This is a genomic window from Ruegeria sp. CDSB029 (assembly GCF_059611125.1).
In genome coordinates, this window is sequence record NZ_JBXWOX010000001.1 from 338,816 (window position 1) to 359,985 (window position 21,170).

The window sequence follows — 21,170 nt, forward strand, 5'->3', positions numbered from 1 at the left end:
GACTGTTAACGCCTAAAACCAAGCAGTGAACGCCGTTTTTTGTTCGGCGCTTGACCGAAGTCATAACCAAAGCTCTCAAAAAAATCCCGGACTTCTTTTGTAAGCATTCCGCGACCAGTCGCGTATTGAGGTAAGTCGAAACCGCCGCCGTAATTCAATTCAACAACAACGGGGCCTAACTCAGTAATTGCGATGTCGGTGGATTGATAACGTATCGGCGCAAAGGTTCGGGCAGCACGGCTGTTTATCTCGCGCAATTCTTGCCAGTAGGGCAATTGCATTCCCATCAAACCGGCTGTTTCGGGGTGATCTTCCAGAAAGGTAACCTCCATGCCATCACGCCGAGTGACGGTAGTGATTTTTCCAGTCTCGGGGTCAATCGCACAAGCTAGATTACCGGGGCGCCAAAAGGCATCAGCGATATTGTCGTTTTGGGGCAGCTTGATCACTGCGATCGGACAAAAAACGTCGTCCTCGCGAAGCAGGTTCACCATTCTAATCGTGGCCAGAGCAGAAGCATACGGCCTGAGGGCTGAATGATTGTGAAGCAAAGGTTGCAAGACATACGAGTTCTGCCCAACGGTTTCTGACAAGAATTCTTCGTATGGTACAGGGTTCATCCCCGCGCATGTTAAAGTATCATTATCAGCGTTCTGGATTCGGAATGCGCCAAAGCTGACCATCCCTTCAGTAATTTTCCCAAACAGGCCCGTATGTAGATTATCCAGTGCCGTTTCGCGTAGATCATCCGCAGTGCAAATCTTTTTTATGCCTGGAAATACACGTGAGGTTTGGTCGATTACGCCCACAATGTCCGGGACCGGCACATCCACAGCATTGAGCAGAGTTGTCGCTACTACTTTGTCTTCAGCTGCGCTTTGCCAGCCAGTGTGGTTGCATATATGTGTGATTGGCCAGTGAAGATCGTTTGAAATGTACTCGGATCTTTGGGCGTCCGAGAACCGATCAGAATGATGCAGCCCGTTACGCACATATTCGGCCATGTTCAATCTGCTGTGCGACTTGGCTATCTTGTTAAACTCGCGCTGAATCTGAACTGGGGACCGGCCGGACGATTTTGCCGCGTGTGTTAGCAACGCGGTATGATCAGAGTCTCGGGCAGACAAATACTTTTCATAGTCAATATCCGCGGCGCTTGTGGGGTTTGACGTTGTCATGGCAGAGATCTCCACGTTCGATTTATTGGTTCCATTTTGGAAACTGTTTTGAGCGGAAAAATGGCAGTTTTATGACTTGTTGCCGGAATATTTGGTTGGGTTCCCACAGAGATTGCCGGACAAGGTTTTCTCTTCTATCCAGCTCGGCCCCAGAAATTAGCTTCTGTGGTCCTGTTATCGGCTTGCCGATCTTTCTGGTTCGCGTCATTGTGATGGTCAAAAGGGAAGGTTGAATTGTGTGCCCATGTGCACCATTTCTTCACTCTAAAGTACAGGAGACGGACAGGTGTTGCCTCGATGAGGGACTAGAGCCGTCTTGCCAATGATAAGGATAGAGCATGCAAGAGCCCCTGAACTCATCATACCCAGTGCTGCCGCTGCGCGATATCGTGGTTTTCCCGCATATGATCGTGCCGCTGTTCGTTGGTCGGGAAAAATCCGTCCGGGCGCTGGAAGAAGTGATGCAGGACGACAAGCAGATTCTGTTGTCCAGCCAGATCGACCCGAGCGACGATGACCCAACCGAAGACGGCATCTACCGGTCTGGTGTGCTGGCCAATGTACTGCAATTGCTGAAATTGCCGGACGGTACAGTGAAGGTGTTGGTCGAGGGCCAAGCCCGCGTGATGATCACGGAATTCCTTGAAAACGAAGAGTTCTTTGAGGCTCGCGCCGAGTATCTGACCGAGATTCCGGGGGACGTAACCACGACCGAAGCGTTGCTGCGAACGGTTACGGATGAATTCGAGCGTTACGCGAAAGTGCGCAAAAACATCCCCGAAGAAGCGTTGACCGCAGTTGGAGAATCCACCGAACCGGCAAAGCTGGCTGACCTTGTGTCGGGTCATTTGGGGATTGAAGTCGAACAAAAGCAAGACCTGCTGGAAACCCTAAGCGTCAGCGAGCGACTTGAGAAGGTCTATGGCCTGATGCAGGGCGAAATGTCGGTTCTGCAGGTCGAGAAAAAGATCAAGACCCGCGTCAAAACCCAGATGGAGAAGACGCAGCGCGAGTACTATCTGAATGAGCAGATGAAGGCCATTCAGAAGGAACTTGGCGATGGCGAAGACGGCAGCAATGAAGTTGCCGAACTGGAAGCTAAAATCGAAGAGACCAAGCTGTCCAAAGAGGCCCGTGAAAAGGCCGAAGGCGAGCTGAAAAAGCTGCGTAACATGAGCCCGATGTCGGCTGAGGCCACCGTCGTACGCAACTATCTGGACTGGATTCTGGCCTTGCCGTGGGGCACGAAATCCCGCGTCAAAAAGGATCTGGGCCGCGCGCAGGACATTCTGGATGCCGACCACTATGGCCTTGAGAAGGTCAAGGAACGGATCGTCGAATATCTGGCTGTTCAGCAGCGTTCGAAAAAGCTGAAGGGCCCGATTATGTGCCTTGTTGGCCCTCCGGGTGTGGGTAAAACCTCGCTTGGTAAGTCGGTTGCACGTGCGACGGGGCGTGAGTTCATTCGCATCTCGCTGGGCGGTGTGCGTGACGAGTCCGAGATCCGTGGCCACCGTCGGACCTATATCGGTTCGATGCCTGGTAAGATCATCCAGGCGCTGAAAAAGGCGAAGACCACAAACCCGCTCATCCTGCTCGACGAGATCGACAAGATGGGGCAGGACTTCCGTGGTGACCCGGCTTCGGCGATGCTCGAGGTGTTGGACCCGGAGCAGAACAGCACATTCATGGACCACTACCTTGAGGTCGAATACGACCTGTCCAACGTGATGTTCCTGACCACATCCAACAGCTACAATATGCCTGGGCCTTTGCTGGACCGGATGGAGATCATTCCGCTGGCCGGTTACACCGAGGACGAAAAAAGTGAGATCGCCAAACAGCATCTGATCAGCAAGCAGGTGAAGAACCACGGCCTGAAGGCCAAGGAGTTCGAACTGACCGATGACGCGCTGCATTCGATCATCCGCACTTACACGCGGGAAGCTGGCGTTCGGAACTTAGAACGTGAAATCGCCAAGGTGGCGCGGAAGTCGCTGACCAAGATCATCAAGAAAGAGGCTGAATCTGTAACGGTGACGCCAGACAATCTGGATGAGTTCCTGGGCGTGCCCAAGTTCCGCTATGGCCTGGCCGAACAGGACGATCAGGTTGGTGTTGTCACCGGTCTGGCGTGGACATCGGTCGGTGGTGATCTGTTGCATATCGAGGCGCTGAAACTGCCGGGCAAGGGTCGGATGAAGACCACCGGCAAGCTGGGCGATGTGATGAAGGAATCCATCGATGCGGCGTCGTCCTATGTGCGGTCAATTTCGCCTCAGATTGGGGTGAAGCCACCCAAGTTCGACAAGATAGATATCCACGTGCACGTGCCAGATGGTGCGACTCCGAAAGACGGGCCTTCGGCTGGTCTGGCCATGGTGACCTCGATCGTATCCGTGCTGACCGGTATTCCGGTTCGCAAGGACATCGCGATGACAGGTGAGGTTTCGTTACGTGGTAATGCGATGCCGATTGGTGGTTTGAAAGAGAAACTGCTGGCGGCCCTGCGTGGTGGCATCAAAACGGTCCTGATCCCGGAAGAGAACGAAAAGGACTTGGCTGAGATCCCGGACAACGTGAAAGAAGGTCTGAAGATCATTCCGGTAGAGCACGTGTCCGAAGTTCTCAAACTGGCGCTGGTGCGTGAGCCGGAAGCGATTGAGTGGGATGAGGCTGCCGAAGAGGCTGCCGCAGCCGCTGCAAAGGCCACTGAAAGCGCAAGCCCGTCTGCCACGACGCACTAAGCGATAGGCGATAGACAAAGAAAAGGCGGGGTTTTCCCCGCCTTTTTCTTTTTCAGAAGCCGATAACGGGTTTCTTCGGGTCCAGAACCTCTTCCTCGGCGACGTAAGTCTGAAACTTTTTGGCGGACAGGGAGGATCGGACCGCCAGACCAAAAATGACGATTGAAAACAGAACACACAGCAAAATATCCCAACCAAAGGGGATTTGCTTAAGCGCACCTTCCCCGAACTGTCCCAGGAACGAGATCAAGCCGATCCCTCCGAAATAGGGAACCAGCCACAGGGCCTCGGTCACGTCCATTTCGTCCAACCGATTGTGGAACCGTGCCAGAAGAAGAACAAACCCGACGATCAACGCGATGCCAAGCCGCCAAACGGTGTCCCATCCGCTCCAATAAACGATGAGCGTGGCGACAGCGAAGGCCGTGATGGCCACCACTTTGACGAAAGGGATACGAATGGAACGCGGGTGGTCCGGCATCAGGCGGCGCAGGCACACAACGGCGATTGGCCCAACGGCAAAAGATACGACTATGGCCGCGCCATTCAGGGCAATAACGGTGGTGAACGGGACCGGAAGAAGGAACAGAATTCCAATCAGAAAGTTCAGAGACAAGGCCCACAAGGGCACCCCAAATGAAGACAGTATTTGCAAACGCTTTGGCAGGAAACCGTTCTGTGACAAGGCCAGCGCGATACGCGCGTTCGAGCCGGTGGACACCAAACCGTTGCCAAAGGGGCCAATGACCGAGCCAATATTCAAAACACTCAGGAACCAGACGATCCCGACCGATAGTATAACCCCGTCCAATGGCCCCTGACCGCTAAAATTCAGGCTTGCCCAGCCGTTCTTCAGCATCACCGGGTCAAGTGCGCCGATAAACGCGATCTGTAATCCGACGTAAATGGCTGCACACAGAATGATGGACAGCACCAGCGCCGCAGGAATGGCCATTTTGGGGTTTCGAACCTCACCGGCCATATCGACCACATGGCGGAAACCGATGAAGGAAAAGATGACGCCTCCGGTTGAAACGGCCGCCATGATGCCCTGCAATCCGTAAGGCGCAAAACCACCCGGTTGGGTGAAGTTTCCGGTGTCAAATCGACTTGCGATCAGCAGAACCGACAGCACGATAGGAATGGCAATTTTGGCCCATGTCAGCGTCGCGTTGACTTGCGTGAAGAATTTTACCCCCAACGCATTAATGACAACGAACAACAACATGAAAAACAACGCCACGGCGATACCCGCGCCGGTCAGAGTGCCCGTATCGGCCGTGTGCAACCACGGAGCATAAGGCCCGAGGTATTTCAGCATCGCCTCGACCTCAATCGGGGCGGTGGTGTTGTACCCAATCCAGGCCGTCAACCCCATTGCCATCGAAACGATGTTGCCGTGCGAAAACTGGGGGACGCGGGCGATCCCTCCGGGAATGGGCAGCATGGCCGAAATCTCGGCGAAGGTTATCGCAAGAACGAACATGGCCACCGCGCCAATGATCCACGAAAGGATAGCGGCAGGACCTGCGTGTTGAACTGCGAGGAGGGGGCCGAACAACCAGCCGGAACCGATAATTCCACCGACCGAAATGAAGGTCAGGCCGACAAGGCCAATATCCCGTTTCAATTTGGCCATGCGAAACCCCATGCCTCAGCGCCGATTGATCACACGGCAGATGCAGGAACGATACGCAGCTGAAATGCAAGCTGGCAAGCATTGTAATTTCAAGGCCTTAGAGGGCGTTGATTCTGTGGAAGGGGAATGGTGGGTGATAAGAGATTTGAACTCCTGACATCTTCGATGTGAACGAAGCGCTCTACCACTGAGCTAATCACCCGTAGGCGGTGCTGTTACAGCGACTCGGATCGGTTGGCAAGATGGCCGGTGGTGAATTCGATCCTGCTCATGAAAAGCTGGTTTTCTGCCCCCGTGGGCAGGTGGCTCAATTGGAAAAAATCAGGTTCTTTGAAAAAACTTCAAAACGCCGCTTGACGATGTCGGGGCGTAGCCATAATACACCCAAACGTTCAGCGATGAACAGACAGCGGGCGGTTGTAGCTCAGATGGTTAGAGTACCGGCCTGTCACGCCGGGGGTCGCGGGTTCGAGCCCCGTCAACCGCGCCACTGCTGTCAGCCTGGATCCGGGTTAAGGGATCACGAAAATAGATGCGCGGTTGTAGCTCAGTTGGTTAGAGTACCGGCCTGTCACGCCGGGGGTCGCGGGTTCGAGCCCCGTCAACCGCGCCATTTTCCTTTAAGTCAGCGGCAAATTAGTAATTTGTACCACGCTTCCGCGTGTCAAAGGCGATGCTGCTTTGTCGGATCGGCGAATAGATGACAGTTCTTGCTTTGTTCTAACTTTTCTGTTGGAGTTCCAGCGTCGTTCACCTATTTCTAAGACACTTGTGTGTTGGGGGCCAAAAATGGCTGAGCTGAAGAATATCGAAGTGCGCGGTGCGCGCGAACATAACCTCAAAGGTATCGACGTGGACATCCCACGTGATCAGCTTGTGGTGATCACCGGGCTGTCGGGGTCTGGTAAGTCGTCTTTGGCTTTTGACACGATCTATGCCGAGGGCCAGCGGCGCTACGTTGAAAGCCTGTCAGCCTATGCGCGCCAGTTTCTAGACATGATGGAAAAGCCGGACGTGGACCACATCAGCGGCCTTTCACCGGCCATCTCGATTGAACAGAAGACAACATCCAAGAACCCGCGCTCGACCGTCGGAACGGTCACCGAGATCTATGACTATATGCGCTTGTTATTCGCCCGGTCCGGAACGCCGTACAGCCCGGCCACTGGGCAGCCGATTGAGGCGCAGCAGGTTCAGGACATGGTCGACCGCATCATGACGATGGAGGAGGGGACACGCGGGTACTTGCTCGCCCCCATCGTGCGCGACCGCAAAGGCGAATACAAAAAGGAATTCCTCGAACTGCGCAAGCAGGGCTTCCAACGCGTGAAGGTCGACGGAGAATTCTACGAACTGGATGAACCGCCGACGCTGGACAAGAAATATCGCCATGACATTGATGTCGTCGTCGACCGGTTGGTCGTGCGCGAAGGGATGGAGACCCGGCTGGCCGACAGTTTGCGTACTGCTTTGGACTTGGCCGACGGTATCGCCGTTCTCGAAACCGCGCCGCGTGAGGGCGATCCGGAACGGATCACGTTTAGCGAGAACTTTGCTTGCCCGGTCAGCGGCTTCACCATTACCGAAATCGAACCCCGTTTGTTTTCGTTCAACGCTCCGTTTGGGGCGTGTCCGGATTGTGATGGTCTGGGTGTCGAGCTGTTCTTTGACGAACGCCTTGTAGTGCCGGACCAGACGCTGAAACTGTACGACGGGGCGTTGGCGCCCTGGCGCAAGGGAAAATCGCCGTACTTTCTGCAGACGATCGAAGCGATTGCCCGACATTATGAGTTCGACAAGAACACGCCGTGGAAAGACCTGCCACCGAAGGTGCAGCAAGTGTTTCTGCGCGGTTCCGGCGACGAAGAAATCCAATTCCGCTATGATGAAGGCGGGCGGGTCTATCAGGTCACCCGCAGTTTTGAGGGCGTGATCCCGAATATGCAGCGCCGCTATCGCGAGACCGACAGCGCGTGGATCCGTGAAGAATTTGAGCGGTATCAGAACAACCGACCCTGTGGTGCCTGTGAAGGCTATCGCCTGAGGCCCGAGGCGCTGGCGGTTAAGATCGCAGGCGCGCATGTCGGGCAGGTTGTTCAGATGTCGATCCGCGAGGCCTTGGCCTGGATCGAAGATGCACCGAACCATCTAAGTGTCCAGAAGAACGAAATCGCACGCGCCATTCTCAAGGAAATTCGGGAGCGGCTGGGATTTCTGAATAACGTTGGTTTGGAATACCTTACGCTGTCCCGCTCAAGTGGTACCTTGTCTGGTGGTGAAAGCCAGCGCATTCGTCTGGCCAGCCAAATCGGATCTGGTTTGACAGGAGTTTTGTACGTTCTGGATGAACCGTCCATTGGTCTGCACCAGCGGGACAATGATCGCTTGCTTGGGACGCTAAAGAACCTGCGTGACCAGGGTAACACAGTGATTGTCGTCGAGCATGACGAGGAAGCAATCCGCGAGGCGGATTATGTTTTTGACATCGGGCCGGGGGCTGGAGTGCATGGTGGTCAGGTTGTCAGCAAAGGCACACCTGATCAAATCGCGGCTGATGCGGCCTCTGTGACCGGGCAATACTTGTCGGGAACCCGCGAGATCTCGGTCCCGGCTGAGCGACGCAGAGGGAACAAAAAGAAGGTTACGGTCGTCAAAGCGACCGGGAACAACCTGAAAAACGTGACGGCGGAATTCCCGTTGGGCAAGTTTGTCTGTGTCACGGGTGTCTCTGGCGGCGGGAAATCGACGCTTACGATTGAGACGCTGTTTAAAACTGCCTCCATGCGTCTGAACGGCGCTCGGCAAACGCCGGCGCCCTGCGAAACCATCAAAGGGTTGGAGCATCTGGACAAGGTCATCGACATTGACCAGCGCCCCATCGGGCGAACTCCGCGTTCAAATCCAGCGACTTACACCGGGGCCTTCACGCCGATCCGCGATTGGTTTGCCGGTCTGCCCGAGGCAAAGGCGCGCGGCTATAAGCCGGGACGGTTCAGCTTTAACGTCAAGGGTGGTCGTTGCGAGGCCTGTCAGGGTGACGGCGTCATCAAGATTGAGATGCATTTCTTGCCCGATGTTTACGTCACCTGCGAAACCTGTAAGGGCGCGCGGTACAACCGCGAAACGCTGGAGATCAAGTTCAAAGGCAAGTCTATCGCCGATGTCCTTGATATGACCGTCGAAGACGCGCAGGAGTTCTTTAAGGCCGTGCCGTCGATCCGCGATAAAATGGACGCACTGGCGCGGGTCGGGCTTGGTTATATTAAGGTTGGGCAGCAGGCGACCACACTTTCGGGTGGCGAGGCGCAGCGCGTGAAGCTTTCAAAAGAATTGTCCAAACGCTCGACCGGGCGGACTTTGTACATTCTGGATGAACCAACCACTGGCCTACATTTCGAAGACGTGCGCAAGTTGTTGGAAGTGCTGCATGAACTGGTCGATCAGGGCAATACGGTCGTTGTGATCGAACACAATCTGGATGTCGTTAAAACCGCCGACCACATCATTGATATCGGCCCGGAAGGCGGCGATGGCGGTGGTGAAATCGTGGCAACCGGGACGCCCGAGAACGTGGCCGAAGTCGACCGCAGCCATACCGGCAGGTATCTCAAACCGATGTTGGACGGTGCGCGCGTTGCAGCGGAATAGTGCAGTTCTTTAGTAAAGAATATCAGCCACTGCGCCGATCAGGTTCAGCACCTTTTGCGTTTCGGGGTCGACACGATAAACGTAATCGCCCGCGCGAATGTAGGATCCGCCGCGATTCAGACCATAACGGTAGGGATCATTGATCCAGCGGTAGTCGCGCGTGATATAGTCGCCCTTTTTGTACAGGTTTTTTACCTGACCCGGCGGAACACAGGGCACTGCTTTTTTTGCCAGGCCTGGCGGGCAATGACCCGCCTTACTCTTTCCGTTCCCTGCCATTGCTGTAGCCGGACTCAATGAAAGCGCGACAATGGTCAAAGTAACAGACAGAATTCGCGACATCATGTTTCCTTTCGCGTTAAAGCGCGGTTAGGAAACAGATGGCCGCTGTTTGTCCGCCGGTCAACCCGATGGGCAGGAAGTTGCCACCCTGCGGCGCCTAGCTCCTGGTACGGTTTTCAAAACGTGGCAGCATGGCGGAAAAATCCTTGCCCAGCCCGTCTTCGGATTCGACGAATTTCTCATAAAGCGCGGTTGCAACCTGTCCCATGGGCGTGTCTGCGTTCGAACTTTCAGCAGCTTGCTGGCTGAGGCGAAGATCTTTCAGCATCAGTTCAGCCGCGAAACCGGGCTGATAGTCGTTGTCCGCGGGGCTTGCAGGGCCGACACCTGGGGCAGGGCAATAGGCGTTCATCGTCCAGCTATAGCCCGAGGACGTGCTGACCACATCGAACATCTTTTGCCGATCCAACCCAAGCTTGTCGGCCAGCGCAAAGGCTTCGCAGGTGGCGATCATGGTTACGCCCAGGATCATGTTGTTGCAAATCTTGGCCGCTTGACCAGCACCGGATTCGCCGCAATGCACAGCCTTCTGACCCATGATGGCGAACAGCGGCGATGCCTTTTCAAACGCCGCGTCGCTACCGCCTGCCATGAAGGTTAGCGTACCCGCTGCCGCACCGCCGATGCCACCTGACACAGGGGCGTCTACTGCGAGAACGTCCGCTTCCTTGGCCTGCTCAGCGACGGCACGGGCGCTGTCGACATCGACCGTTGAACAGTCGATCCAGACCGCTCCGGGCACCATGGCGGGAATGATCTCTTTTGCCACCGCCCGCAGGATCTGTCCGTTCGGCAGCATGGTCACGACGATGTCGGCACCAGTCGCGGCCTCAGGACCGGAGCTGGCCATAGTGACACCCGGCACGGTGACATCCGCCATATCAAAGCCGCTGACATCATGCCCTGCTTTGGCAAGGTTGGCCGCCATCGGATTGCCCATGTTGCCCAGACCGATAAACCCGATTTTCATTCTTTAATCCTCCTCAAAAGTCAGCGTGTCCGCGCCCAAAGGTTGTAGCATCTTTGAAACAGCGACAGCCGGTACGTCTTGGTTTTGATGGCGCCAGCTCGGGTTGCGATCCTTGTCGATGATCTGCGCACGGATTCCTTCCAGAAAGTCCCCGTGTTCCATCGCGCGATAGGTGAATCGATACTCCAATTCCAACGCTTTGCGCATGGTCAGGTTTGGAGTGCGGAGACGGTGCAGCATTTCGACCGTGCAAGCCATGGAGAGTGGCGAATTGCGCCCGATCAACTTCAGCGCGTCACAGGCGGTGTCATTGTTCGAGTTGCGCAGGCGGTTCTGTATATCTGCAAGAGTTTCGCCACCGAAATCTGACTCAATCGCATCTTGCATTGCGCCCAACGAGCCTTGGGGCGGCGTTTCGGAATGGCTTTCAAGAATGCTGGCGTCGCCGGATGCTTCAAGCATGTCGATCAGATCCGGCCATTGCTGGATCGGAATGTAATGATCTGCGAAACCGGCCAGAATGGCATCTGCTGGACCCATACGATGACCGGTAGTGCCGAGATATTCACCTAACCGTCCGGGTGCGAGTGCCAACATCAGTGTGCTGCCGACATCCGGAACCAAACCAATCGAGCATTCAGGCAGGGCGATTTGCGACGTTTCACCCACGATGCGATGGCTGCCATGGCAACCGATGCCGACGCCACCACCCATCGTGAACCCCTGAAGAAAGCTGACTACTGGCTTTGGGTATTCGAAGATCAGAGCATTCAAGCGGTACTCATCGCGCCAGAACTTTCGGCCGTATTCAAAATCGCCCTTGGTGCCGGTCTCATAAAGCTCGGCAATGTCACCGCCCGCGCAAAAGGCCTTGTCGCCCTCGGCATCCAGAATGACCAGATCGACCGCGTCATCCTCACGCCAGTTGCGCATGGCGGTGTCGATGGCCAGGCACATATCATAGCTGAGCGCATTCAGCGCCTTGGTCCGGGTCAGGGTGATACGACCGGCACGGCCTGCGGTGCGAATATAGATGTCTGACATAAAGTCCTCAGCGCTGAGAGAGCATCTGGCGGGCAACGATGACCCTCATGATCTCGTTCGTGCCTTCCAAAATCTGATGCACGCGCAGATCGCGCACAAGTTTTTCGATGCCATAGTCGGCCAGATAACCATAGCCGCCGTGCAATTGCAGGCATTGATCCACCACTTTCGATCCCGTTTCTGTCACGAATTTCTTGGCCATAGCGCAGAACTTTGTTGCATCGGGCGCGCCCTGATCCAACTTCCACGCCGCCTGACGCAGGAATGTCCGGGCGGCCTGCAATTCGATCTCCATATCTGCCAGACGGAACTGCAGCGCCTGAAACTGGTCGATGGATTGCCCGAAAGCCTTCCGCTCGGACATGTACTGTAGTGTCATGTTCAACCCGGTTTGCGCGGCACCCAATGAACAAGAGGCGATGTTCAGACGTCCGCCATCCAGCCCTTTCATCGCGTATTTGAAACCGTCGCCCTCGACACCAACGAGGTTGGAAGAGGGGATCTTGCAATCGTCGAACTGCACCTGCGCGGTAGGCTGGCTTTTCCACCCCATCTTCTGTTCCAGTGCGCCAAAGCTAAGGCCTGGGGTGCCATCCTCGACATAAACCGTTGAAATGCCCTTGGGTCCATCTTGACCGGTGCGCACCATGCAGACATAGGCATCCGAGTACCCGCCGCCCGAGATAAACGCCTTGGTGCCGTTCAGGGTGTAGCCTTCGTTTGTGCGTTCAGCGCGGGTTTTCAAAGCGGCTGCGTCAGAACCTGAGCCCGGCTCGGTCAGACAATAGCTGAGCACGGTGTTCAAACTTAGAACATCGGGCATGATGCGGGATTTCAGCTCGTCACTGGCAAAGTTGTCCAGCATCTTGGCGCACATGTTGTGGATCGACAGAAAGGCCGCGACAGAGGGGCAGGCCATCGACAAAGCTTCGAACACAAGCGTGGCGTCCAGACGAGACAGGCCAGAACCGCCGCTGTCCTCAGAAACATAAAGGCCGCCGAAACCCAGCTCACCAATGCGCGGCCACAGGTCTTTGGGGATGGTGCCGTCGGCCTCCCACTGGCGGGCAAATGGGGCGATGTTTTCCTGCCCGAAATCATGGGCCATGTCGAAGATTGCGTTCTGCTCTTCGGTTGTTGCGAAATCCATGGATTGCCTCCCACGCTGCCCGTTGAATTGAACGAGTGTTTATTTCTCAATCCTTACAGAAATTTTGCACGGCCAGCAATCACGGGCACATTCTTGTGCGGGAAAACGTGCCAACGTTCAGAGGTCTTGATGGAATTCGTCAATCAAGTGTTGAACCACAGCCTTGCCGGGGTCATCGCCTTTTGCCGCTGCCTCGGCATGTACCCGGCGCTGGCGAGTGGCCGAGGTGCCGTTCTGGGCAATCTGCTGTAGTTTGGCCAACTCGGTCATGGTGCCCAGCGCTTCGGCATCTTCGGCCAGCAGACCCATTAATTCGCCCATGAGTTCCGGCATGGGTTTGATTGAGCGATCTCCGAAGTCAATCATCCCTTCGCCCACGCCATAGCGTTGCGCGCGCCAGCGATTTTCGCCAATCAAGAACCGATCATATTGCCGCCACCTGAGGTTTCTGTCTTTCAGGCGGCACAACATGCGCGTTAACGCCTGCACCATTGCGGCTAGTGAAAGTGCATGCTCCATGCGGGGTTGCACGTCCATGATCCGGGTTTCCAGCGTTGGATATTGGTGCGACGGTCGTAGATCCCACCAAATTTTCGTGGTGTCTTCGATCACGCCCAGTTCGACCAGAACGCCCGTGGTGCGTTCATATTCGGACCAGCCGGAAAAGATCGGGGGCAGACCGGTCCGGGGCAAGTTGTCAAATACCGTTAACCTGTACGAAGACAGACCTGTGTCTTCTCCGTTCCAATAGGGCGATGACGTCGACAAGGCCAAGAGATGCGGCAGAAAGTAGGACAGCTGCGGAATCAGGTCGGCGCGCAAGGCTGAATCGGCCACCCCGATATGAACATGCATGCCACAGATCAGCATACGCCGCGCCACTCCGCCCAACGCGTGTTGGAGGGCGTCATATCGGTCTTTGCGCGTATGTTGCTGCTTTTTCCAGTCGGCAAAGGGGTGGCAGGATACAGCGATTGGGGCAAGGTTGTGCTCGGCGGCGCGTTTCGAAACACAGGACCGCAAACGTCTCAGATCCTCGCGCGCAGAGCTGATGGTCACATGCGGTCGCGTACCGACCTCAATCTGACATTGCAGGAATTCGGGGCTGACCTGTCCTTCAAAATCGGCCTGGCAGGATTCCATTAACGCGGCAGGCGCTTCGGCGAGTTCCAGACTGTCTCGATCAACCAGCAGATACTCTTCTTCAATGCCCAGCGTAAATTCCTGCTGCATTCCGGCCCTCGCAACTATGTTCTGACCAGTGAATACGGAAATTGTCTTTTTGCCAAGTGTTTGCCAGCTGGGTTCTTGCGAAGCCCCCATACGCACAGGTAAGGAGGCGTCTAGACCGTCACCAAACCCGGAGCCCCCCCGTGAAACCAAGGAAATTCCCCCGGCTGAACGCCGCGTTTGATCGGTTTGGTGTTAAACTGATCGACAAAGTGACCGAACGGGACGAACGCGCGCGCCTTGAGGCGTTTGAACGTGCAGGGGGTCTGACCCGACCTGCCTATGCTCTGTCTCCGGGGATGGAAGGGTTCGACATCACTCACTTGTTGTCGGAATACCAAGAACACTCCGCTTCGCTGGAAGCTCTGAAAGACCCTGCGCGCAACAAGACCGGATATCGTATCAACAACGGGTACTACGACAGCCCGGATGCGGACGCGTTGTATCTGATGATCCGCCGGTTCAAACCCAAGCGTGTGATCGAGGTGGGCTGCGGCAACTCGACCCGTGTGACGCGACAGGCGGTAATTGACGGCGGGTTGCAGACCAAGGTTACCGCAATCGATCCGTATCCACGGGCAGATATCGCGCATGTGGTGGATGAGTTCGAACAAAAACGTCTGGAAGAAGTCGATCCGGCACTGTTCGAGCAACTCGAATCCGGTGACGTGTTGTTCATCGATTCCAGCCACGTTGTTCGCATGAGCAATGACGTCGCGCACCTGTTCTGCCGCATCATTCCGACGCTCAAACCCGGTGTGGTCATTCATGTGCACGATGTTTTTCTGCCCTACGAATATCCCAACCGGTTCTTCTATGATTGCCCGGGCTGGGGTGAGCAGTACATGCTGCATGCCTTGCTGCAATCTGGTGTATATTCAATGCTTTGGCCCGGATATTACCTGCAACAGGATCGCCCCGACGCGGTCGAAGCTTTGCCGTTTTTGAAAGACGGCCGTGCCCAAAGCATCTGGGTGCAGGTCAAAGAAAATTGATCTGATAGTGATCCGGTGCGACAAAGCGCCCGTACCCCTTTCCATAACAAGCTGGAGAGGAGATGACAGCCATGTTTCGTCGCACGTTTATGGGCGCCGCCGCCGCAATTGCACTGACCTTGCCTGTAAAGGCGCAGGCTGCAGATATCGTGGACACCGCAGTATCAGCCGGTTCGTTCAACACCCTTGTCGCCGCTGTTCAGGCCGCCGGTTTGGTCGATACGCTGAAAAGCGACGGACCGTTCACCGTTTTCGCGCCAACGGACGAGGCGTTTGCTGCATTGCCCGAAGGCACGGTAGAAACGCTGCTGTTGCCGGAAAACAAAGATCAGTTGGTCGAAATCCTTACCTATCACGTGGTCCCGGCCAAGGTGATGTCGGGTGATATCGCTGGCAAACGTGCGAAGGTGCTTACCGTACAAGGCGACCGTCTGAGCGTGAACGCCAAGAACGGCGTAAAAGTGAACGACGCTAAAGTCGTTCAGGCCGACATCGAAACCAGCAATGGTGTGATCCACGTCGTCGATGCGGTGATCCTGCCGGAATAAGACCCCCATCTGAGTAGAAGAAAGCCCCGGTTCTGATGACCGGGGCTTTTTCGTTAGACTAGTCTGACTTGGGTTCCGACTTTTACCAGAGGATAAAGCTCCTCGACATGTTGGTTATACAGGCCAATGCACCCTGACGAGCTTTGGCGTCCGATCTTTCGCGTATCATGAGTTCCGTGCACAAGATAAGCTGGCCAACCTAGATACATGGCGCGTGTACCCAGCGGGTTGCCGGGCTCCCCGCCTTCCATACGAACCGGCAAAAGCGGGTCGCGTTCGCGCATCGAGGCGGTCGGCGTCCAGCTTGGGTTTTCCGCTTTGCGCACAACTTTGGTATAGCCGCGCTTGGTCAGCTCTTCGCTCATCGGTACCGAACTGGGGTACAGCTTGTAGGTGCCATCGGGTCCCCAATAGTGCACCGCGCGGCTTGTGATATCGGCCAGCAAAGCGCCAGCGCCCAGCTGGTCAAAATGGTCCTGCCAGTTCTGTTGCGAGAAGGACGAGACATTGCGGCGCACCGGCAGTTGCGTGCTGATCGCCTCTTCTGTTGTTGGGAAAGCATCTGAACTTTGGGCGCGCAACAGCGTCGGTGTCGCAAGGACGGACGCAGCACCCAGCAAGGCGGTACGACGATTAATACGGGAACTGGACACGGATGCCTCCTGAAGGACTGCTCGAGAGTTTCCAGCAATTTAGTGACTGCGTTGCTTCAGGGCCAGATGCTTGGCTTAAATTTTCCGTGAGATTTACATGTTTCACGCGGTTTTTTGCCTGCTCGGACGGGGAATTGACCGGTGTCCGGACAGGGTTTTGCTGTTTGCCGGATAAGGCTTGGGGTATTTTTCTAACTTGGCCCCTCCATTTCCAAGGGACAGGCCCACAGATGTTCGGAGACCGCACGATATGACCAAGAAATCAGAAACCCTGGAAAGTCCCGTATCTTATGAGCTGAAAACCAAATTGGCAGATCTGAGCGAGCTCCTAAACAACTGATACCTTGACGAGGAACGAAAAAGGCCGCCCATTGAGGCGGCCTTTGGTCAATTTGACGCTAAAAATCAGTCCATCGCTTTGAAGTTGAACTCGCCACCTTCTTTGATGCCCGACGGCCAACGGGCCGTAACGGTTTTCGTGCGGGTGTAGAACTTGAAGCTGTCCGGACCGTGCTGGTTCAGGTCACCAAACATGGATTTCTTCCAGCCGCCAAAGGTGTGGTAGGCCAACGGAACCGGGATCGGAACGTTGATACCGACCATGCCGATATTCACACGGCTGGCAAAGTCGCGCGCAGTGTCGCCATCGCGCGTAAAGATCGCGGTGCCATTGCCATACTCATGGTCCATCGCCAGTTTCAGAGCTTCTTCATAAGAGCCTGTGCGCACGGTCGACAGAACCGGGCCAAAAATCTCTTGCTTGTAGATGTCCATCTCAGGCGTCACATTATCGAACAGGTGTGGGCCGACAAAGAATCCGTCCTCATAGCCCTGCAAGCTGAAGTCGCGGTTATCAACAACCAGCTTCGCGCCTTGTTCCACACCCGAATTGATCAGACCAAGAATACGCTCTTTGGCAGCGCCGGTTACAACTGGGCCCATGTCGACGTCATCACCGGCGGTGTAAGGTCCGACCTTCAGCTTTTCGACGCGCGGGATCAGTTTTTCGATCAGAGCGTCAGCGGTTTCTTCGCCAACTGGCACAGCAACCGAGATGGCCATGCAGCGTTCGCCCGCCGCGCCAAACCCGGCACCGACCAGAGCGTCGGCAGCCTGATCCAAATCCGCGTCAGGCATGACGATCATGTGGTTCTTGGCGCCGCCGAAACACTGCGCGCGCTTACCGTTCGCGGTTGCGCGGGAATAGATGTATTGCGCGATCGGGGTCGAGCCAACAAAGGACACGCCCTGAATGGTATCGCTGTCCAGCAGAGTGTCCACGGCCTCTTTGTCGCCGTTGACGACCTGGAAGACGCCCTTGGGCAGGCCGGCTTCGACGAACAGTTCAGCCAGCATCAGCGGTACCGAGGGGTCACGCTCAGACGGTTTCAGAACCACGGCGTTGCCGCAGGCCAGTGCAGGACCCACGTGCCACAGCGGCATCATGGCCGGGAAATTGAACGGCATGATCGAAGCAACAACACCCAGCGGCTGACGCATCGAATACATGTCAATGCCCGGACCTGCGCTGTCGGTGAATTCACCTTTCAGCATCTGAGGCGCGGCGATGCAGTATTCGATCACTTCCAGACCGCGCTGCAGATCGCCTTTTGCGTCAGGGATAGTTTTGCCATGCTCGCGGCTCAGCGCTTCGGCCAGCTTGTCCATGTCGCGATTCATCAGGTGAACCATTGCCATCATGACACGTGCGCGTTTCTGCGGGTTGGTTGCCCCCCAGGTCAGCTGCGCGGCGGCTGCGCTTTCGATTGCGGCTGTGGTTTCAGCAGCACTTGCCATCGGGCACTTGTACTGAACCTCTCCAGTGGCAGGGTTAAAGACGTCGTCAAATCGTCCTGAGGTTCCGGCGACATTCTTGCCGTTGATGAAATGGGACAGCTCGGTCATTGCAGATCTCCTCCGATGCATTTGTGCGCACAATAGGCTTGCATAAATTGCTTGAACAGAGGCAATGTCCCAAAGAGGTTTTGCAAAAATGCAAAGGGCAGGGCGTGACACCGAACTGGGATGATATGCGGGTCTTTCTGGCCGTCGCGCGAGAAGAAAGCCTTTCGGCTGCCGGGCGTCAGCTGAAGATCGACCCTGCCACCGTCGGGCGGCGGATTGCTCGGTTAGAAGCCTCATTGGAAGCCCCCCTGTTTACCAAGTCGCAGCAAGGCTACCTTTTGACCGCTGCGGGTGAGCGCCTAATGGAACACGGGCAAAAAGCAGAAGAGGCGATGCGCGCGGCGGCGGGTGCAATGGCGGGAACGTCAAAAACGCTCAGCGGACAAATACGGATTGGCGCGCCGGACGGGTCGGCCAACTATCTTTTGCCGCAGGTCTGCGCGAAAATCAGCGATGCAAACCCCGATCTGGATATTCAGATTCTGGCCCTGCCGCGCGTGATCAACCTGTCCCGGCGCGAGGCTGATATGGCGGTGACCGTCAGTGCACCAACAGCTGGGAGCCTTCTGGTCCAGAAAATCACCGATTACAAACTGCACCTTGTTGCGACGCGCGACTATCTGGCCTCTTACCCGGCAATCCGCACGGTCCAAGACCTGAGTGGCCATCGCATGATTGGCTACATTCCGGATATGATCTTTGACCGCGAGCTGGATTATCTAGTGGATATCGGTGTTGACCGTGTCGCGCTTGCATCGAATTCGGTGTCGGTTCAGCTGCGGCAGGCCACGCTTGGAACGGGGGTTTGTGTTGCGCATGACTTCACCTTGCCGTTTCATCCCAACCTGCAGAAAATCCTGACGGATCAGGTGAGTTTGACCCGGAGTTTTCACCTGGTGCGACATCAGGGCGATCAGCGGAATGAAAGGTTGAACCGGTTTGCGCAGGCCTTGTCTCAGGGTATTCGGGAAGAGGTTGAGCGGCTTGAGGCTCAAGTGTCACCTTGACAGGTTTAAGCATTCCGGCAACGCTTTGGAAAACAGGACATTATTTCGGAGGTTACGCTTATGCTCGTTCAGGCCATTCTGAAATCCAAGGCCACCGGAGGGGTCGAGACAGTCAGCCCGACAATCACTGTGGCTGACGCCTCGAAAATCCTAGCCGAAAAACGGATCGGGACGGTTGTTGTATCAGAAGATGGCGGCGAAACGGCATCTGGCATCCTTTCCGAGCGGGACATCGTAAGGGAGTTGGCCGCAAGCGGCAGTGGTTGCCTGGCGCAGCCAGTCAGCGCCTATATGACCCGTAACCTTGTGACAGCCACTCAGCAGGACACGGTTCAGGATATCATGACGCGCATGACCGAAGGGCGCTTTCGCCACATGCCCGTTGTTGAAGACGGCAAGCTGGTGGGGATCGTGACGCTGGGCGACGTGGTTAAGGCGCAGCTGGCGGAACTGGCTATGGAAAAAGACGCGCTGCAAGGCATGATCATGGGGCATTGACGCCCTTGATCCCCATAGCTGCCTCTTGCACCTGCGGCGAAGTTATGTTTGCTAACGCAGAAAGTTTATTGCGCAGGAGGCCACGATGAGGGTTGGATTATATCCCGGAACATTCGATCCAATCACCCTGGGTCATATCGATATCATTCGCCGTGCGGCTGCTTTGGTGGACAAGCTCGTCATTGGCGTCGCGATCAACCGCGACAAGGGCCCATTGTTCTCACTTGAGGAACGCGTTGCGATGATCGAGGCGGAATGCGCCCATCTGACTGAGCAAACGGGAACTGAAATCGTTGCGCATCCCTTTGAAAACCTGCTGATCGACTGCGCCCGCGATGTTGGGGCGCAGATCATTGTCCGCGGGCTGCGGGCGGTTGCGGATTTTGAGTATGAATTCCAGATGGTCGGAATGAACCGGGCATTGGACGACTCGATCGAGACGGTCTTCCTGATGGCCGAGGCGCGGCATCAGGCCATTGCCTCCAAGTTGGTTAAGGAAATCGCCCGGTTGGACGGGGACGTGTCGAAATTCGTCACGCCCCGCGTCAATGCTGCGCTGCGTGACCGTTTAGGATAGGGCTCCCATCGCCGCGGCGGTGTCTAGCATCCGGTTCGAAAAACCCCATTCGTTGTCATACCACGCCAGCACACGCACCAGTGTGCCGTCGGTCACCTTGGTTTCCGGCAATGAAACGGTCGAACTGTGTGGGTCGTGGTTAAAATCCACCGAGACCAACGGGCGGTTCTCTGCCGCCAGAACTCCGGGGATTCTGGCTGCGGCTTCGGTAAACAGCGCGTTGACTTCTTCTTCCGTTGTCGGGCGCGAGACTTCGGCGACCAGATCAACCACGGACACGTTCGGGGTTGGGACACGAATAGCCTGACCTGTCAGTTTTCCGGCCAATTGCGGCAAGACGAGGCCAACGGCAGAGGCCGCGCCTGTTGTGGTCGGAATCATCGACAATGCTGCCGCGCGGGACAGGTATGGGTCTTTCCCGGCAGTGTCGTGGACGGGTTGGCTGGCTGTGTAGGCGTGAACCGTGGTCATGTTGCCATGCACAATGCCAAGCCCTGCATCCAGTGCTGCGGCAACCGGTGACAAGCAATTGGTCGTGCAAGACGCGTTGGACACCACGTTATCTTCAGCCGTCAGCTCGTGATCGTTGACGCCGAACACAATCGTTTTTACCGCGCCATCGCCGCGGGCTGGGGCCGAGATCAAAACCTTCTTCGATCCGTTCGTGAAATGGCGGGATGCAGCTTCGCGTGTGCGGAATACGCCAGTGCATTCCAGAACGACGTCCACATCGGACCAATCCAGTTTTTCCGGCTCGCGTTCGCTGCTCAGGCGGATCGGACCGTTTCCAACGTCCAGGCCTGCCTCGGTTAAAGTGACCGGTTTGCCGTACCGGCCATGGACGCTGTCGAATTCGAACAAATGCGCGTTCATTTCCGGCTTCGCCAAGTCGTTTATCGCAACGATTTCAACGTCCGTCCGCCCGGATTCCATGACGGCCCGCAGCACGCCGCGTCCGATCCGTCCAAATCCGTTGATTGCCAGCTTGAGTGTCATGTCCTGCTCCGTGCGAATTGCGGCCAATATGAAGTTAGCGCTA

The 21,170-nt window shown here is 56.0% G+C and carries 17 protein-coding genes and 3 tRNA genes; 9 read left to right on the top strand and 11 right to left on the bottom strand.

Features of this window, described 5'->3' with window-relative positions; translation table 11 throughout:
• Positions 1-5 precede the first annotated feature (5 nt).
• Positions 6-1,178: a sugar-transfer associated ATP-grasp domain-containing protein gene (locus AC2FI8_RS01655; protein ID WP_496765170.1), complete on the bottom strand. Its 1,173-nt coding sequence runs from the start codon at positions 1,176-1,178 to the stop codon at positions 6-8.
• 338 nt (positions 1,179-1,516) lie between these two features.
• Between AC2FI8_RS01655 and lon the strand changes: the two genes are divergently transcribed.
• Positions 1,517-3,925 carry an endopeptidase La gene (lon, locus tag AC2FI8_RS01660; RefSeq protein WP_496776706.1) on the top strand — a complete coding sequence of 803 codons (2,409 nt, stop codon included), beginning with the start codon at positions 1,517-1,519 and terminating at the stop codon, positions 3,923-3,925.
• A 52-nt stretch (positions 3,926-3,977) separates the two neighbouring features.
• Here lon and AC2FI8_RS01665 read toward each other — a convergent pair whose 3' ends face one another.
• Positions 3,978-5,564 carry an APC family permease gene (locus tag AC2FI8_RS01665; protein ID WP_496776709.1) on the bottom strand — a complete coding sequence of 529 codons (1,587 nt, stop codon included), beginning with the start codon at positions 5,562-5,564 and terminating at the stop codon, positions 3,978-3,980.
• 127 nt (positions 5,565-5,691) lie between these two features.
• Positions 5,692-5,766: transfer RNA gene (locus tag AC2FI8_RS01670), tRNA-Val, on the bottom strand.
• 211 nt (positions 5,767-5,977) lie between these two features.
• Between AC2FI8_RS01670 and AC2FI8_RS01675 the strand changes: the two genes are divergently transcribed.
• From AC2FI8_RS01675 to uvrA, 3 genes are all read left to right on the top strand, one after another.
• Positions 5,978-6,054: transfer RNA gene (locus AC2FI8_RS01675), tRNA-Asp, on the top strand.
• Positions 6,055-6,100: 46 nt separating this feature from the next.
• Positions 6,101-6,177 (top strand) — tRNA-Asp (locus AC2FI8_RS01680).
• A 176-nt stretch (positions 6,178-6,353) separates the two neighbouring features.
• Complete coding sequence (gene uvrA / locus AC2FI8_RS01685) at positions 6,354-9,212, top strand: excinuclease ABC subunit UvrA (RefSeq protein ID WP_496776711.1); 2,859 nt, start codon at positions 6,354-6,356, stop codon at positions 9,210-9,212.
• 9 nt (positions 9,213-9,221) lie between these two features.
• On the opposite strand, the gene AC2FI8_RS01690 is transcribed toward uvrA, so the two are convergent.
• From AC2FI8_RS01690 to AC2FI8_RS01710, 5 genes are all read right to left on the bottom strand, one after another.
• A complete protein-coding gene (locus AC2FI8_RS01690) occupies positions 9,222-9,554 on the bottom strand; it encodes a hypothetical protein (protein WP_058271892.1) in 333 nt (110 codons plus the stop codon).
• 97 nt (positions 9,555-9,651) lie between these two features.
• Positions 9,652-10,524 (bottom strand): 3-hydroxyisobutyrate dehydrogenase, encoded by an 873-nt coding sequence (gene mmsB, locus AC2FI8_RS01695; protein ID WP_496776713.1) that lies wholly within the window; start codon positions 10,522-10,524, stop codon positions 9,652-9,654.
• Between the two features lie 3 nt (positions 10,525-10,527).
• Positions 10,528-11,568, bottom strand: a complete 1,041-nt coding sequence (locus AC2FI8_RS01700; RefSeq protein ID WP_496776717.1) for an enoyl-CoA hydratase/isomerase family protein — start codon at positions 11,566-11,568, stop codon at positions 10,528-10,530.
• A 7-nt stretch (positions 11,569-11,575) separates the two neighbouring features.
• Positions 11,576-12,718: an acyl-CoA dehydrogenase family protein gene (locus AC2FI8_RS01705; RefSeq protein WP_496722643.1), complete on the bottom strand. Its 1,143-nt coding sequence runs from the start codon at positions 12,716-12,718 to the stop codon at positions 11,576-11,578.
• A 117-nt stretch (positions 12,719-12,835) separates the two neighbouring features.
• Positions 12,836-13,951, bottom strand: coding sequence for a carboxylate-amine ligase (locus tag AC2FI8_RS01710; protein WP_496722645.1), 1,116 nt, complete (start codon positions 13,949-13,951; stop codon positions 12,836-12,838).
• Positions 13,952-14,091: 140 nt separating this feature from the next.
• Here AC2FI8_RS01710 and AC2FI8_RS01715 point away from each other — a divergent pair, with 140 nt between their 5' ends.
• On the top strand, positions 14,092-14,943 hold the full coding sequence (locus AC2FI8_RS01715; protein WP_496776720.1) for a class I SAM-dependent methyltransferase: 852 nt from the start codon (positions 14,092-14,094) through the stop codon (positions 14,941-14,943).
• A gap of 71 nt (positions 14,944-15,014) precedes the next feature.
• Entirely contained in the window at positions 15,015-15,491 is a 477-nt protein-coding gene (locus AC2FI8_RS01720; RefSeq protein WP_496722649.1) for a fasciclin domain-containing protein, read from the top strand.
• A 53-nt stretch (positions 15,492-15,544) separates the two neighbouring features.
• Here the strand turns inward: AC2FI8_RS01720 and AC2FI8_RS01725 are convergent, their stop codons facing one another.
• Both AC2FI8_RS01725 and AC2FI8_RS01730 read right to left on the bottom strand, forming a co-directional pair.
• Positions 15,545-16,144: a L,D-transpeptidase gene (locus tag AC2FI8_RS01725; RefSeq protein WP_496722651.1), complete on the bottom strand. Its 600-nt coding sequence runs from the start codon at positions 16,142-16,144 to the stop codon at positions 15,545-15,547.
• A gap of 405 nt (positions 16,145-16,549) precedes the next feature.
• Positions 16,550-18,049 (bottom strand): CoA-acylating methylmalonate-semialdehyde dehydrogenase, encoded by a 1,500-nt coding sequence (locus tag AC2FI8_RS01730; protein WP_496776722.1) that lies wholly within the window; start codon positions 18,047-18,049, stop codon positions 16,550-16,552.
• Between the two features lie 104 nt (positions 18,050-18,153).
• On the opposite strand from AC2FI8_RS01730, the gene AC2FI8_RS01735 reads away from it, so the two are divergent.
• The 3 genes from AC2FI8_RS01735 (at position 18,154) to coaD (ending at position 20,131) form a co-directional block, all read left to right on the top strand.
• Positions 18,154-19,056, top strand: coding sequence for a LysR family transcriptional regulator (locus tag AC2FI8_RS01735; RefSeq protein ID WP_496765141.1), 903 nt, complete (start codon positions 18,154-18,156; stop codon positions 19,054-19,056).
• A 60-nt stretch (positions 19,057-19,116) separates the two neighbouring features.
• Positions 19,117-19,554 carry a CBS domain-containing protein gene (locus AC2FI8_RS01740; protein WP_058271514.1) on the top strand — a complete coding sequence of 146 codons (438 nt, stop codon included), beginning with the start codon at positions 19,117-19,119 and terminating at the stop codon, positions 19,552-19,554.
• Positions 19,555-19,639: 85 nt separating this feature from the next.
• The gene (gene coaD / locus AC2FI8_RS01745; RefSeq protein WP_170412872.1) at positions 19,640-20,131 is read left to right on the top strand and encodes a pantetheine-phosphate adenylyltransferase; all 492 of its coding nucleotides are present in this window, start codon (positions 19,640-19,642) and stop codon (positions 20,129-20,131) included.
• Here coaD and gap read toward each other — a convergent pair.
• The gene (gap, locus tag AC2FI8_RS01750; protein ID WP_496733149.1) at positions 20,123-21,127 is read right to left on the bottom strand and encodes a type I glyceraldehyde-3-phosphate dehydrogenase; all 1,005 of its coding nucleotides are present in this window, start codon (positions 21,125-21,127) and stop codon (positions 20,123-20,125) included. The two genes, coaD and gap, sit on opposite strands and share 9 nt — an antisense overlap.
• Positions 21,128-21,170 lie beyond the last annotated feature (43 nt).

Bases quoted from the DNA above. Each gene is read 5' to 3' on its own strand.
- AC2FI8_RS01740 (WP_058271514.1), top strand. From the start codon at position 19,117: ATGCTCGTTCAGGCCATTCTGAAATCCAAGGCCACCGGAGGGGTCGAG.
- AC2FI8_RS01700 (WP_496776717.1), bottom strand. From the start codon at position 11,568: ATGTCAGACATCTATATTCGCACCGCAGGCCGTGCCGGTCGTATCACC.
- AC2FI8_RS01730 (WP_496776722.1), bottom strand. From the start codon at position 18,049: ATGACCGAGCTGTCCCATTTCATCAACGGCAAGAATGTCGCCGGAACC.
- AC2FI8_RS01655 (WP_496765170.1), bottom strand. From the start codon at position 1,178: ATGACAACGTCAAACCCCACAAGCGCCGCGGATATTGACTATGAAAAG.
- AC2FI8_RS01710 (WP_496722645.1), bottom strand. From the start codon at position 13,951: ATGCAGCAGGAATTTACGCTGGGCATTGAAGAAGAGTATCTGCTGGTT.
- lon (WP_496776706.1), top strand. From the start codon at position 1,517: ATGCAAGAGCCCCTGAACTCATCATACCCAGTGCTGCCGCTGCGCGAT.
- uvrA (WP_496776711.1), top strand. From the start codon at position 6,354: ATGGCTGAGCTGAAGAATATCGAAGTGCGCGGTGCGCGCGAACATAAC.
- AC2FI8_RS01705 (WP_496722643.1), bottom strand. From the start codon at position 12,718: ATGGATTTCGCAACAACCGAAGAGCAGAACGCAATCTTCGACATGGCC.
- mmsB (WP_496776713.1), bottom strand. From the start codon at position 10,524: ATGAAAATCGGGTTTATCGGTCTGGGCAACATGGGCAATCCGATGGCG.
- gap (WP_496733149.1), bottom strand. From the start codon at position 21,127: ATGACACTCAAGCTGGCAATCAACGGATTTGGACGGATCGGACGCGGC.
- AC2FI8_RS01690 (WP_058271892.1), bottom strand. From the start codon at position 9,554: ATGTCGCGAATTCTGTCTGTTACTTTGACCATTGTCGCGCTTTCATTG.
- AC2FI8_RS01720 (WP_496722649.1), top strand. From the start codon at position 15,015: ATGTTTCGTCGCACGTTTATGGGCGCCGCCGCCGCAATTGCACTGACC.
- AC2FI8_RS01665 (WP_496776709.1), bottom strand. From the start codon at position 5,564: ATGGCCAAATTGAAACGGGATATTGGCCTTGTCGGCCTGACCTTCATT.
- coaD (WP_170412872.1), top strand. From the start codon at position 19,640: ATGAGGGTTGGATTATATCCCGGAACATTCGATCCAATCACCCTGGGT.